At 52.2% G+C, this 14472-nt stretch carries 14 protein-coding genes; 9 read left to right on the forward strand and 5 right to left on the reverse strand.

Annotation, left to right across the window (positions count from 1 at the left end; translation table 11 throughout):
• Window positions 1-17: 17 nt before the first annotated feature.
• Window positions 18-2492 carry an endopeptidase La gene (gene lon, locus IPI86_RS15385; protein WP_345298895.1) on the reverse strand — a complete coding sequence of 825 codons (2475 nt, stop codon included), beginning with the start codon at window positions 2490-2492 and terminating at the stop codon, window positions 18-20.
• Complete coding sequence (locus IPI86_RS15390) at window positions 2489-3811, reverse strand: folylpolyglutamate synthase/dihydrofolate synthase family protein (protein WP_345298896.1); 1323 nt, start codon at window positions 3809-3811, stop codon at window positions 2489-2491. Before IPI86_RS15390 ends, lon begins: the two co-directional genes overlap by 4 nt.
• Before the next feature lie 60 nt (window positions 3812-3871).
• Here IPI86_RS15390 and IPI86_RS15395 point away from each other — a divergent pair, with 60 nt between their 5' ends.
• From IPI86_RS15395 to IPI86_RS15430, 8 genes are all read left to right on the forward strand, one after another.
• Window positions 3872-4588, forward strand: a complete 717-nt coding sequence (locus tag IPI86_RS15395) for a hypothetical protein (RefSeq protein WP_345298897.1) — start codon at window positions 3872-3874, stop codon at window positions 4586-4588.
• 11 nt (window positions 4589-4599) lie between these two features.
• Window positions 4600-5331 (forward strand): hypothetical protein, encoded by a 732-nt coding sequence (locus IPI86_RS15400; RefSeq protein ID WP_345298898.1) that lies wholly within the window; start codon window positions 4600-4602, stop codon window positions 5329-5331.
• A 70-nt stretch (window positions 5332-5401) separates the two neighbouring features.
• A complete protein-coding gene (locus IPI86_RS15405; protein WP_345298899.1) occupies window positions 5402-5683 on the forward strand; it encodes a DUF503 domain-containing protein in 282 nt (93 codons plus the stop codon).
• Window positions 5684-5803: 120 nt separating this feature from the next.
• Window positions 5804-6592, forward strand: a complete 789-nt coding sequence (locus IPI86_RS15410; protein ID WP_345298900.1) for an SDR family oxidoreductase — start codon at window positions 5804-5806, stop codon at window positions 6590-6592.
• 78 nt (window positions 6593-6670) lie between these two features.
• Window positions 6671-6862, forward strand: a complete 192-nt coding sequence (locus IPI86_RS15415; RefSeq protein ID WP_345298901.1) for a hypothetical protein — start codon at window positions 6671-6673, stop codon at window positions 6860-6862.
• A 3-nt stretch (window positions 6863-6865) separates the two neighbouring features.
• Entirely contained in the window at window positions 6866-8371 is a 1506-nt protein-coding gene (gene murJ, locus IPI86_RS15420; RefSeq protein WP_345298902.1) for a murein biosynthesis integral membrane protein MurJ, read from the forward strand.
• Window positions 8372-8460: 89 nt separating this feature from the next.
• Window positions 8461-9537: a hypothetical protein gene (locus tag IPI86_RS15425; protein WP_345298903.1), complete on the forward strand. Its 1077-nt coding sequence runs from the start codon at window positions 8461-8463 to the stop codon at window positions 9535-9537.
• Window positions 9538-9539: 2 nt separating this feature from the next.
• Complete coding sequence (locus IPI86_RS15430; protein ID WP_345298904.1) at window positions 9540-10046, forward strand: CopD family protein; 507 nt, start codon at window positions 9540-9542, stop codon at window positions 10044-10046.
• Window positions 10047-10148: 102 nt separating this feature from the next.
• Here the strand turns inward: IPI86_RS15430 and rimO are convergent, their stop codons facing one another.
• The 3 genes from rimO to rplI form a co-directional block, all read right to left on the reverse strand.
• Window positions 10149-11504, reverse strand: coding sequence for a 30S ribosomal protein S12 methylthiotransferase RimO (rimO, locus tag IPI86_RS15435; protein ID WP_345298905.1), 1356 nt, complete (start codon window positions 11502-11504; stop codon window positions 10149-10151).
• Window positions 11505-11562: 58 nt separating this feature from the next.
• Window positions 11563-13308: a RodZ domain-containing protein gene (locus IPI86_RS15440; RefSeq protein WP_345298906.1), complete on the reverse strand. Its 1746-nt coding sequence runs from the start codon at window positions 13306-13308 to the stop codon at window positions 11563-11565.
• A 94-nt stretch (window positions 13309-13402) separates the two neighbouring features.
• On the reverse strand, window positions 13403-13954 hold the full coding sequence (gene rplI, locus IPI86_RS15445) for a 50S ribosomal protein L9 (RefSeq protein ID WP_345298907.1): 552 nt from the start codon (window positions 13952-13954) through the stop codon (window positions 13403-13405).
• Between the two features lie 133 nt (window positions 13955-14087).
• Between rplI and IPI86_RS15450 the strand changes: the two genes are divergently transcribed.
• Window positions 14088-14465 carry a hypothetical protein gene (locus tag IPI86_RS15450; RefSeq protein ID WP_345299559.1) on the forward strand — a complete coding sequence of 126 codons (378 nt, stop codon included), beginning with the start codon at window positions 14088-14090 and terminating at the stop codon, window positions 14463-14465.
• Window positions 14466-14472: the final 7 nt, after the last annotated feature.

Consider the following 14472-nt stretch of genomic DNA (forward strand, 5'->3'; position numbering starts at 1 on the left):
GTTTTTAGAATGGAATTTCAATCTTCCTGGCTGTCGTCGCGCGCTTGTTTCTTCGGGCGCGGAGGTTCGACGGTCACTTTTTCAGAGAGGGCCAGAGCCAGCACATCGTCCATGTGTTTGATCGGGACGATCTTCAATTCTGATTTGGCGGTCTTGGGGAGGTCGACCAAATCTTTCATGTTCTTTTCTGGCAGCAGCACGGTCTTTAGCCCGGCGCGGTGCGCGGCGAGGACTTTTTCACGCACGCCGCCGATGGGGAGCACGCGTCCGCGCAGGGTGATCTCACCAGTCATGCCCACATGATGGAAAATGGGACGCCCCGTCAGCGCAGAGATGATGGCCGTGGCCATCGTGATGCCTGCCGATGGACCATCCTTCGGAATGCCGCCTTCAGGCATGTGGACGTGAATATCCAGGCGTTCGAAGGCTTCCAACTCGATCTTCAATTTGGAAGCGCGCGATTTGATGTAGGTCAGCGCGGCTTGCGCGGATTCCTGCATCACTTCCCCCATCTGGCCGGTCATTTGCATGCCGCCCTTGCCTTCGAGCACGGCCACTTCCACAGCCATGATCTCGCCGCCGGTTTCCGTCCATGCAAGGCTGGTGGCAACGCCCACTTCATCGGAGCGTTCCGCTTCCGGGGGAAAGACCTGTTGCGGGCCGAGCAATTTTTCGATCAATTCGGGAGCGATGGAAAGCGGATACTTCTTCCCTTCCGCTTTCATGCGCGCGATCTTGCGGCAAACACGTCCGAGCTCGCGTTCCAAACCGCGCACACCGGCTTCATAGGTGTACTCGCGGATAATTCGCTGTAACGCGGCAGGTTCGAACACCAGACCGATATTATCGAGTCCGCTTTCTTCGATCTGGCGCGGAATCAGGTAACGGTTGGCGATCTCGATCTTTTCCTCTTCGATGTAGCCAGGGAACTCGATGATCTCCATGCGGTCCAAAAGCGGAGAAGGAATATTCCCCAGCGAATTGGCCGTGGTCACGAACATGACCTTGGAAAGGTCGAAGGGCAGTTCGAGGTAGTGATCGCTAAAAGCGTAGTTCTGTTCGGGGTCGAGCACCTCAAGCATGGCTGAGGCGGGATCGCCGCGAAAATCCGAATACAGTTTGTCAATCTCATCCAGCATGAAAAGCGGATTCGCCGTACCGGCCCGCTTCATCGTTTGAATGATGCGTCCGGGCAATGCGCCGATATAGGTGCGGCGATGTCCGCGGATCTCGGCTTCATCGCGCACGCCGCCGAGCGAAACGCGCACGAACTTACGCCCAAGCGCATCGGCGATGGAACGTCCGAGCGAGGTCTTGCCCACACCGGGAGGTCCAACAAAACAGAGAATCGGCTGACGTTCCTTTTTCGGTTTAAGCGAACGCACCGCGATGTATTCCAAAATGCGGTCTTTGGCTTTCTTCAAGCCGTAATGATCGCGTTCCAAAATCTTCGCGGCATTTTTTACATCGAGATTATCCGGTGAGGAATTGTGCCACGGCAGGTCGACGATCCAATCAATGTAGGTACGGATCATCCCTACTTCAGGGGCCATCGGCGGCATCTGACTGAGCCGCTCCAATTCCTTCAACGCCACTTTTCTAACCTCATCGGGCAAGCTGGCTGAATCGACTTTCTTCTTCAAATCTGAAGCATCGCGCGAAAAGACATCGCCTTCGCCCAGTTCATTTTGAATCTGTTTCATCTGCTCGCGCAGATAAAACTCGCGCTGACTTTTATCAACTTCATTTTGAACGCGGGAATGGATCTCATCTTCCAACTCAAGTACATCCACTTCCTGTGCGAGCAGGTTATTCAACAACCCCAGCCGCGCCTTGGGATCGAGGACGAGCAGCAAACGCAGTTTCGCTTCGTAAGTCAATGAAAGCGAGGTGGCGATCATGTCGCACAGCCAGCCTGGTTCCGCGATATTCATCGCGAACAGATGCGCTTCTTCGGGGATCGAACGATCCAACTGCACACAGCGTTCAAACAAACTCAATACAGAACGCATCAACGCCTGAGTCTGTCTGTCGGCAGTTTGAGTTTCATTGATCACGCGCGCGCGCACTTTGATGTACGGCTTCACGCGCAGGAATTCCACGATCTCAACGCGCTTGCGTCCCTGCACCAGCGCGGAGTATGAACCGTCGGGCATTTGCAGCATCCGCCCCACCGCCATCTCCACACCCACGGGTAAAAAGTCTTCGGCGTTTGGGTCGTTCAGGTCGGGGTCTTTTTGAGTCAGCCCGATCACGGTCTGCTCTTTGGCTTGCGCCTCGCGCACCGCCAACAGGGAAGCCTCGCGCCCTACAAAGATCGGCGAGACCATGCGCGGAAAAATGACCATGTCGCGCAATGGCAGCACCACCGCCTCGATCAAACCGTCGGCGTTGGGCTCCATATTCGGCACACGATACAGTTCCTCGGTCCGCTGTGAGAGCGTGAGGTCAAAGTTATCTTCATTTTCGTTCCAGTCGCTTTGATAATTCATTCGTTACTCTTTTTCCATGCAGACATGACTTCCGCGGTGACGAACATCGAACCAGCGGATAAGACAATGCTACCATCATTTGACGACAATTCCAGCGCCCGCATCAACGCGGACTTAACGGGAGTGACCGCTTCAGACTCCACCCCAGCCTGCTCTGCCAACTGTTGAATTTGCTCCACCTCAAGCGCGCGCGGATGATCGGCACGTGTGAGAATGATTCTTTTTATCTTCGGTTTCATCTCCGCGAACATGCCCGGAATATTCTTATCCTCCGACGCGCCGAAGATGAGATAGACCTGCTTGTCGGGAAAATACGCATCGAGCGTTTCGCGCAGTTTCGCAAACGAATCTTGATTATGTGCCGAGTCGAAGATCACGGGTGGTTCACGCCGCGCCACTTCGAAGCGGGCGCGCCATTGTACTTGAGAAAAGCCTTTTTGTATCTGCTCATCGGTGATGGGAATCCCGCTGGCTTTGAGCGCGGTATAAGCTGTGGCGGCGTTTTCGATCTGGTGAGAGCCAAGCAAGGGAATGATGAAGGATAAAGGATGAAGGTTGAAAGTTGAAGGTTGCAGGTTGAACTTCTGCCCATCCAAAGATGACCCGGTCAACTTGAATGTTACATCTCTGCCAACAAGGGTTAATGCCGCGCCCTTTTCTTTGGCTACACGCTCCAAGACCTCGAAAGCCTCATCCTTTTGCGGCGAGGAAACCACAGGCACACCTTGTTTGATGATGCCCGCCTTCTCCCCTGCGATCAGCGCCAGGGTATTTCCCAACACGGCCATATGATCGTATGACAATGAAGTGATGACCGAAACCTTCGGTGTGACGATGTTGGTGGCATCGAGCCGCCCGCCCAATCCCACTTCAAAGACCGCCGCACTGACTCCATATTTTGCAAAGGCCATGAAGGCCAATGCGGTTGTGATCTCGAATGTGGTCAACTTCTCGATCTTCGCCACATACGGTTGAATCTCTCCCACCAACTCAACCAATTGCTCATGCGAAATCGGCGCGCCATTGACCTGAATCCGCTCGCAATAATCCAATAAATGCGGCGAGGTATACAACCCAACCTGATAACCTGCGACCTTCAAACTTGACGCGCACAACGCCGAAACCGACCCCTTTCCCTTCGTCCCCGCCACGTGGATGATGGGATATTTACTTTGCGGGTTCCCCAAAGACTCCATCAACGCGAACATGCGGTCCAGGTTGAAATCTGCCTTCGCCAATTCGGAGGAATGTTTCAGGCTATAATCCACAAAGGAATAAAGGTAATCGAGGGCTTTGTTGTATGAGGTTTCGGTGTCCATGTGCGGGATTGTAAGTCGTAATGCGAAAATCGTAAACAGAATTCAAACAAAGGGAGTGCCATGAATATAATCACATCAAGACCCCAGACAATTAACTTCACCTACATAGTAAAGATCTTTTTCGCGATGATTTTTGCGGCAGTCTGTTTCCTGTCAATCAAAGCCACGGCAGACTTGGTGGATGAATTCGATATTTTCCCCATCTGGTTTATACCAAGTTTTGGTTTTGTAGTTTTTGTCTTGAATGCAATTTGTTTTTATCTGCTTCTTCAAATATGGAAAATCGAAAGCAATCCAAAGTTATTATCAGGAAAGCAGTCCTTGTTTCTCTGGTTACTTATGTCTCTCTCTTTCATTTGCACCACGGCAGTCCACAGTTTCTATCCATTTCGCCTCAACACCCCATCAATACTCCCCAGCGTTGACGCAATTATGAAAATCAACTATGGGGTAGCCATTTTGAGATTCCTCGTATCTGTCGCTCTGGCAGGCATTTACATTTTCACAAAAATGAAATCTCCAGCCATGATTGGGCTTATGACCATGGCCTTATTTATCCTTATCCCAAATGACAACTGCTCCAACCCATTTAATTATTGGTGGATCGAAACAATAGGAGCATCTCCACTAATGTATGCCCCAAACCTATATGCTGCATTATTTGTGACCTGCGGCCTTTATGGTATCCACTCCAGAATTGTCACCCTGCTGGTAATGTGTGTTTGTGGCGGCTGCCTCATCCTGGGCATTGGTCATCAACTAAGAATAATCTGGTAATAACGTGTCTCATGAAAAATCGACCTTCTGAAAACAATCAAATCGGCATTCTGTTCTCTGTCATCGTTGTCGTTATTCTGACTGCAACCCTGTTCAAATTCGTCCTTCCAAAAAGCACGAACTTCTTTTTCATCCTGTTGATCCTGTCTATCCTCGGTGCTGTGGTCTATTTCTCCAACAAACGCCATGAAAGAAAACATCGCATCCCGCAACACAAACAATATGAAGACAGCAGGCTGACCGATTTCATGATGGAGAAGTTGAAGGAATCCTACGACATTAAAGAAGAGACAACACCCATAATAGAAGAGTATGAAAACGAAGAGAAAGATGACGGCACCTTAATTTACACAAGCAAACCTGAGTACGGGGAAAACAGAGCGCAGTCCATTCTTTACGGTGAAGAAGAAGAGAAAGTAACAGGGTTCAAAGCATTATTTTCACCTGCGAAACTGCCAATCACCCTAGCCGAAGCATGGATTGTTACTGCCGTTATAATCCAGACATTCTTTCCGCAAATTCGAGAGGTGATTTCCAGTTTCGTCTCATTTTCCATATTTGTCATGTTTCCAGTGTTCTTTCTTTTAGGATTGAGCGGCTTGCTGGGAATCCTGTTTAAATCATCCAGAGAAAATATTGAAATCACACCTAAAGAAAGAATGGATTCCATGCTGAACATCCTCAAAATACTGGTCGGATGGGGCGTGGGAATTTATATTTTCTTGAAAAACTTTTCGTTATAACATTCTGCGCGCCCAATGCAGACTGAAGTCCGCAATCCAAACTCGTAAATCCGAAATCAAAAATCAAACCATGCTCGCTGTCCTCACCATCCACCTTCGACTGCCCTTATGTTCCTCGCTCAAAGAAAAGCGCGGACGAATCAAGCCGCTGCTTTCACGCTTGCATCGTGAATTCAACGTGTCTGTCGCTGAGATGGATTTGCAGGACAAGTGGGATGAGACCATCATCGCCTGCGCGATGCTCAATTCCGACGCGGTGGTCTTGCGACAGTCTCTGCAAAGTGTGGCAAAATGGGTGGAAGCAAATTGGCCCGATGGAGATGTTTGGGACAGCAAAATAGAGTTCGTTTGAAATTTTTCAAGTTAAGAAGTGAAAGGTTGAAAAGTTCGCAAGTTGAAAGGTTTCCCCAGTGACTTGCCGACCTTCAAACCTGCAAACCGATTAACAAGATTTACAAACACAGGAGACAACATGGATCTACAACTCAAAGACAAAATTGCCCTCGTCACCGCTTCTTCCCGCGGATTGGGCTACGCCGCTGCGCGGACATTGGCACAGGAGGGCTGCAAGGTCGCCATCAACGGGCGGGATGGAGCGAAGGTAAAGGAGTTGGCTGAAAAACTCAGCAAGGAAACAGGGGCAGAAGTGATCGGGTTGGGCGGCGATGTGAGCCTGCCTGATGTGCCTGAAAAATTGATCGCACAAACTGCCGAGGCCTTTGGCGGGCTGGATATTCTCATCACCAACACAGGCGGCCCGACTTCAGGCTCCATTGACGCCCTCGATGAAACCGCCTGGCAAAAAGGCATTGACCTGTGTTTGATGGCGCACGTCCGCTTGATCAAATCGGCGCTGCCACATTTGCGAAAATCAAATTCCGCCAGCGTTTTGACGGTCACTTCGTATTCGGTCAGACAGCCGATTCCTAATTTGCTCATCTCGAACAGCGTCCGTGCGGCGACGGTGGGGTTGACCAAATCGCTCGCGCTGGAGCTTGGCAGAGAGAATATCCGCGTCAACTCGATTTTGCCAGGCTGGACGGAGACGGAACGTGTCACAGAGTTGATGACTGCCCGGGCAAAAACGAACAGTTCCACGGTCGAGGAAGAAACGAAGCGGCAGGCGGCGGAGAGTCCGTTTGGGAGGATGGGTGAACCCGAAGAGTTCGCCAATGCCGCTGTGTTCCTCGTCTCCCCTGCCGCGTCATTCATCACCGGTGTAATGCTGCTCGTGGATGGCGGGACGGTTAAAGGGGTTTAAGAGTTTGAAGGTTACAGGTTGAAACCTTTGAACCTGCAACTTGTCAACCAGTAAACTTATCGCCAAAAAGGAAAAGACATGACCGAACAAAACGAAAAAAACTGTCTGAATTGCAATCGCACCGATGAACAGGTGCCATTGCTGCATTTGACATTCAAGAACGAAACGAAATATATCTGCCCGCAATGCCTGCCTGTGTTGATCCATAAGATCCATTTGATCGCAGATAAACTCCCCGGCGTGGAGATCGCGCCAGATGCGGCACATTAAACAATGAATAAACTTTCACGTCTTACCCGTAACTCGCTTATCATCGCGTTCTTCTTTTTAGTGGATAAAGTCCTCGCCTTTGTACGCACGGGCATCATCTCGCGTCAGTATTCTGATTCGGTGCACATGCTCGACACCTTCAACGCCGCGAACAATTTACCCGATGTGCTTTTCGCGCTTATCTCGGGCGGTGCGCTGGCCATGGCATTCATTCCACTGCTGACGGAATATCTCACCACCAAAGACCGCGCCGCCGCATGGGATCTGTTTTCGCGCGTGGCGAATGTCGCTTTCCTCGTGACAGGTTCCTTCGCGATCCTCATCGCCATCTTCGCACAACCCATCGTGGATGCGAAACTTGGCATCGCGCCTGGCTTTGATCAGGAACAGCGCACATTGCTTGCCGAACTCATGCGCCTCAATTTGATCGGCACGATCATTTTCTCCATCAGCGGTTTGGTGATGGCATCATTACAAGCCAATCAGCATTTCGTGTTTCCCGCGATGGCCCCCAGCATGTACAACATCGGGCAGATCTTTGGCGCGATCTTTCTTGTGCCGCGTTACGGCATTCAAGGGCTGGTCTACGGCGTCATCATCGGCGCATTCATGCACTTGCTGATCCAGGTGCCGATGCTGTTCAAGTTCGGATTCCGCTGGACGCCTTCATTGAATATCCGCCACACAGGTTTGATCGAAGCCTTGAAATTGATGGCCCCGCGTTTATTGACCATGGGCGGGATTCAAATCATCGTTCTAGCTCGCGATAACCTGGCCTCGCGCCTCGATCAAGTCGGCGCCGTGACATCGCTCACCTACGGCTGGATGATCATGCAGGTTCCTGAAACGATTTTAGGGACAGCCATCGCCACAGCCATGCTCCCCACTCTTTCAGAACTCGCGGCACGCGGCGACTGGACAGAATTCCGCTCCACAATTGAACGCGCCCTGCGGGTGTTGATCGCGCTCACCATTCCCATTGCGGCTGTGATGGCCGCGGGAATCCATCCACTCGTACGCGGAGTCTTCGGGTTCGATGAAGCCACCTCCACGCTCGTCACATGGACGACCCGCGCCTATTTAATGACGTTGACTGGTTTTACCATCCACGAGATCGCGGCGCGTTCGTTCTACGCCCGCAAGGAACCTCTCTTCCCGCTTTACGCCGTGTTATTGCGCCTTGCCATGTTCCTGGGCATTGGCGCGCTCGGCCTGACCTTCTTCAAAGAGATTGGCGCACCGATCATCGCCTTCGCGGAGATCGCGCTGTTGGTGGAAGCCATCATCCTGTTAAAGTGGCTTTCGAATCGCACGCATGAACCGATCCATGTGGGGGCATCGGTGGTCAAGGGGCTGATCGCGGCAGTCATCGGCGGCATTGTGACCTACGCCGTGGCCCTCTACTTGCCCGGCGGAGCTATCGTCACGGCCATGATTGGGATGGTCGTCGGCGGCTTGATCGCGCTGGCAATCGTCTGGTCTGATGCGAAAATGCTGTTGAAGTTGTAAATCAACTGAGTACGACGCACCCGGCCAAACCACCTGAACCCCAAATAAGAAAAATTTTCGTTAAATCAAAGGGAAGTATAATAACGCCCATGTCCGAACAAACTGAAAACACACAACCTGTAAGCCCGCAACCTGAAAATGCACAGCCCGAAATCTTGGAATCTGAAAGCGCAGCGGCTGAATCAACCCCCAAAGTGGATGATACCCAACCCATCAAACCGCCCAAGAAGCCTTCCCGCTGGCGCTCGATCCTGATCGGTCTTTTCGGTCTGCTCCTGCTGGTGGGTCTCGGCGCATACGGTGGGTATTCGTCCGGCATCGGCGTCCGCCAGAGCGCAGAAGACACCGTCATTTCAAAACAACTCACCGAGCAATATGCCTTTGCATTGACCGACATCCAGCTTGGCAACTACGAAACTGCGATGCAGCGCCTGAAATTCATCATCGCAAACGACCCCAGCTTTCCCGGCGCCCAGCAAAAGCTCACCGAAGTGATGGTGATAAGCGTCATCCCAACCTCCACCTTGGTTCCCACCCCCACCTCCACGCCTGATTTCAGCGGCATTGAAAGCGCCTATCAGCGCGCACAACAACTCGTCAACGCACAGGATTGGCCCGCCGCCCTCGAGGCGTTGGATATCGTCCGCAAACTGGATCCCGCCTACAAAGCCGCACAAGTGGACGGCATGTACTACTTCGCCCTGCGCAATTATGGCATAGCCCTCATCAACCAACAGGGAAATCTCGAAGGCGGCATCTATCACCTAACCCTTGCAGAACGCTTTGGTCCGCTCGATAACACCTCGGTCCAGTTGCGCGAAGGCGCACGCATGTATATCACTGGCGCGAGTTTCTGGGAGCTCGATTGGAAACAAGCCTACAACTACTTCAGTCAGGTGGGTGCAGGCTGGCCTGGCATGTGGGATGGCACCATGACCGGTTCGCAGCGCCTGTTCATCTCGGCCATGCGCTACGGTGATGACCTCTTCGACCAGCAGGCTTTTTGCGCCGCTTACGAGCAGTATCAGATCGCCTCGGGTCTTGGGACTTTGGACAACCGTTCCCAAAACCACTTCGCCGAAGCAGGGACACAGTGCTACCCGCCGACGGAAATTCCGCCCACACTTGAAAGCACGCCCGTTACTGATATAACACCAACACCCTAATTATGACCACGCCTCCTTCATGGGTGATGGCGATCATCTACTGGCTCCACATGCTCGCCACAGTCACGTGGATCGGAAGCCTCGCCGCCATTAACCTGCTCGTTCTGCCCGCGTCACAGCGGACCTTGAAACTGGCCGACCAACTCAGCTTTATCGCCGCCCTTCAAAAAAGACTCGAACCGCTGGCATGGTTCAGCATGGGATTATTAGTCGCGACCGGGCTTTTCCAACTGAGCGCCAATTCGCACTATAATGGCTTCTTTGACACCAGCACACAATGGTCATTGTCTATTTTGGTGAAACACAGCCTGAGTCTCATTATGGGAATTGTGAGCGCCGTCCAAACCTGGGAGGTCATTCCCGCCATTCATCGCACGCTGATGAAAAAGGAAAGAGCCAGCCCGGAGGAACTCGCCAAACTGCAAAGGCGCGAGGTCATCTTATTGAGAACAAACCTGATCCTCTCCGCGCTGATCCTTGGCGCAACCGCTTTTGCACGAGCATCGTAAAATCAAAAGCGGCCGATACTATAAAAGTATCGGCCGCTTTTTTGTAACGTAACATAAATGTCGCGATTATTTATCAAAAAAATATCAGGCTAAAGGTCTGGCCTACAGTTTAATGACGTGCTGCTGTGTCTGCGCCAGCACACCCGTCAAGTCATAGGCCATCGCGCCGCCGATCCGCACAGGGACGATCTCGCCCACTGTGGCCTTCCCTTCGATCAATACCATGCCATCGATCTCGGGCGCATCACGATAGGAACGTCCGATGGAAATACCGTTGTCGAAACCTTCCACGAGCACATCAAGGGTTTTGCCTACATAAGACTGATTCACTTGCAGCGAAATATTTTGCTGAAGCTCCATCAGGCGCTCATATCTTTCCTGTTTGACAGAAGCAGGCACCGGGTCGCCCAGAGGCGCGGAAGTCGTCCCCGGCTCGAATGAAAACTGGAAAGCTCCCACACGGTCAAAGCGGATCTCATTCACGAAATCATACAAAGCCTGATATTCCTCATCCGTTTCGCCGGGATAGCCGACGATGAAAGTCGTGCGAATGGACAATTCAGGAATCGCCGCTCGCATTTTCCCAAGTGTCTTGTGAACCCATTCGATATTCGAAGGACGCTTCATGCGATACAAAGTTTTGGGATGCGCATGTTGAAGCGGCATATCGAGGTAAGGCAAAATCTGTTTGCGCGTTGCCATCACTTCGATGAGGCGGTCGGTGACGTAACCGGGATAGGCATACATCACGCGGATCCAATCCATATCGGGCACAGAGTCGGTCAACTGTTCGAGCAAAACGGCGAGACCATCTTTCATGCCGAGGTCGTGGCCATAATCGGTGGTGTCCTGCGCGATCAACACCAGTTCACGCACGCCATTATCACGCAAAGTCCGCGCTTCGTGAATAATGGCTTCCACAGGTCGTGAAACTGCCGTGCCCTTGATCAACGGAATAGCACAAAATGCACATGGACGGCGACAGCCATCTGCCACTTTAATATAAGCACTGGCACCAGCCACGCTTACTCGCAAGGCATCCTGCTCATCTGCGCCGACAGTTGCGGCTTCAGGCAGGTGATACAACGGCTCAGGTCGCGGCCCCTTGCGGACTTCCTTCACCACTTGCACAATATCCATCCAGCGGCGCGTGCCGAGAATGCCATCGATGCCCTGTACTTTTTGGGCAACTTCCACGCCGTAACGCTGGGTCAAACAACCCGCAGCGATCAGAACCTGCCCATCGCGTTTGGATTTGGCAAGCTCACCCAGCACGCGATAAGATTCCTCTTTCGCCGGGCCGATGAATCCGCAGGTGTTGACGATCAACACTGAAGCCTTATCGGGGTCATCCATCGCACGATAGCCATCGCGTAAAAGCAGCTGGGCCATCGAATCAGAATCGACTGTATTTTTTGCACAGCCTAACGAAACCAAATGAAATGTATTTTTTGACATGTATTTTCCTAACTATAAATCGAATCTGTTCGTCCTGAGCCGTGCTCAGCGAGAATTATTATCCGCCATCCGGGGGTGTGACGGTTGGGGTGATCGACGGTGTGGACGACGGCACGGGCGTGATCGTCGCGGGCACAGTCACGGTCGGCGTCGGTGAAATGGTGGCGGTTGGCTCGGCAACGCCTGTGATCAAATACACACGGCTGACGACCTCACCAATATTACCAAGCAAACCGAGGTCGCGTCCATTATATGTCACCCGCAATCCTGCACCGTTACCGGTCAGGATCGCGATCTGTTCAGCGGCTTCGAACAACTTCGTTTCGCCCGGTATAAAACGGCCTTCAAAAACCACTTCCCCATCCACCGAGATTCTGGCAAAGGTACGCTCCACGGCAAAGATGCTCACTGCCACATTTGCATTTGAGATCGGCGTCGGTGCATCGGGTGTGAACAACGGGTCGAAGGTCGGCGTTTCAGCGGGAGTTCCTTCGATGGTTGCGGTGGTATCAAGAAGGATCGACGTTGGCAGCGGCGTACTTCCAAGCACCTGCACAATCGAAGGCGCAGTGGCATCGGCACTGGCTTCGTTTTGAGAAGTCACCACGCGCCCCACACCCCAAATGCCCAACGCCACCAACACGGAAATGATCACCACGCCAAAGATCAGATCGCCTGCAATAAAACTCCGTAGCATCGGCATGGACGTGACCACTTCCATTTGAATTTTTTCGCGCGGCGTTTCGGCATATTTTTCATGGCGGCGCGCCTGCAATCCATCTGCAAAACGCAGGAGCAGGGCATCCACATCCAGGTCGAGGAAGGTTGCATAATTTGCCAGCATTCCACGTGTTTGCACAGGCGACGGCAAGCGGTCGAGCGCGCCTTCCTCCAACGCCTTCACAAAAGCGGCGCGCAATTTGGTATGGCGTTCCACTTCATCGAACGTCAGGCTGATCAATTCACGACGCGAGCGAAGCTGTTGTCCGATCTCGGCAAAGATAATATCGGCAGGCTGTGACGGGGTTGATCGTTGTGGCTTTGTTTCGATGGCCGACTGAACTTCTGGTTCGGTTTTTACAGAACGGGATTGGAAGATGCCCATCAGCCTTGAGAGCAGACCTGGCTTCGCTTCTTCCATCACCTCAGCCTGATTCTCCTCAATGGAAGGAATCAGCTCCTCGGGTTTGATCTCCGTCACTTCCACCTGAGCAGGCGTTTCCTGTTCAAGTTTGATTTCCACCGTTTCAACTTGCAGAGGGACTTCCTCCACAACTATCTTTTTCTTTCTGCCACGTTTGGGTTTCTCGACCACTTCGATCGATTCGATTTCAGCCACAGGTGCAGAAGGCAATTCCACAGGCGCAGACTCTGTCACTGGAACAGGAGATTCTTCCAGCACTGGTTCAGTGGATTCTGCCACAGTGGAGACATCCACTTTCGGACGGCGACCAAACCGCGACAAGAGAGACCGTGACGGTTTTTCATCCTCAGCACTTGTTAAAGACGGGATTTCCGTTTCCGCCAAATTCACCTGCGGCAAAGGTCCGCTGACTTCCTGTGCAGATTCGGCGGCCCTCTTCTGCAATTCCGCGATCATTTCATCAATGTTCAAACCGAGATATTCGGCATAGTTTCGCAAAAAGCCGCGCCCCTGTGCGGCAGACGGCATCACCGAATAATCATCTGCTTCCAGCGCCTGTAAAAAGACAATGCGAATACGCGTTTCCGCAGACGCTCTTTCGAGCGTGAGAAAACGGTCTTCGCGTTCCTGTTTTAATCTCTGACCTATTGACTCGAACATAAAAGTATTTTACTGCGCTTCAGGGAATTCGCTAAAAGGGTCGCGTTCCATATTATAAACATCACCGACTTGCGCCGGTGATGTGGGGTGTTTCTTATTCGGCTGTGGCGGCTGGTGCTTCTTCGGCAGCAGCAGCTTCTTCTTTTGCTTTACCGCCGCTCTTCTTTGGCTTCTCAGCCTTTTCTTCTTCAACGGCGTGTTCGGCGGCTTCACCATCGCGATGGACAATGATCTTGACTTCGGGAACCAGATCCATGGTCAGGCGGATGTGAGCGCTGAATTCGCCCAGGGTGCGGATCGGCTGGATATCGACCTGCTGGCGTTTCACTTCGAAACGGACCTTCTCGGTCAACGCGGTGGCGATATCCTGTGTGGTAATGGAACCATACAGTTTGCCGGTGTCGCCTGCCTTGGCGGGGAAAGTGAGAACCACATCCTTGATCTGATCGGAGAGGCCTTTGAGTTCTTCATTCTGGGAGGAACGACGGATCTCAGCCTGAGCCTTGATCTTCTGTACCTGCTTCAAAGCACCTTCGGTTGCCAATACGGCGAAACCCTGCGGGATGAGGAAGTTGCGGCCATAACCATCAGCCACTTTCTTAATATCCCCGGCGCGACCTAATTTGTAGACGTCCTTAACAAGCATAACTTTCATTTTATTCAAGCCCTTTCTGGGAGTGAGATAGTCAGAACGAAGGGTACTACGTTCTGCGGGGGCAGATTGTACCATAAAGGGCACCTTTCTTGCCAATCAAGCCAAATCCGATTAAGATACAGGCATGCCAAATCTCCCCATCAACCTTCGGCGTGCCGCGACATTTTTTGGAATTTTCGTTTTGATCCTCGTGGTCATTGAATTCAATACGCGCCTCGAAGAATTGAACCGATTAAATGACCAGCGTGATCAGGTACGTACCATCGCCACGCAGGCCATGGAGACCCAGATTGCGCTCAACACGCAGGTGGCCTACGCGGAATCCACTGCAGCGGTGGATGAATGGGCGCGCACGCAGGGTCATTATGTGCAGGAGGGTGACCAACCCGTCATCCCGATCGGTCAACCGGGAAGCGAACCCGTGATCGTTGCCACGCCAATCCCCGCTGCCACTCCAATGCAAAACTGGGAAGTCTGGTGGAGTCTTTTCTTTAACGAATAAAGATCAA

Origin of the sequence: Candidatus Villigracilis affinis (genome assembly GCF_016705895.1) — a bacterium.
GTDB classification, from domain to species: domain Bacteria; phylum Chloroflexota; class Anaerolineae; order Anaerolineales; family Villigracilaceae; genus Villigracilis; species Villigracilis affinis.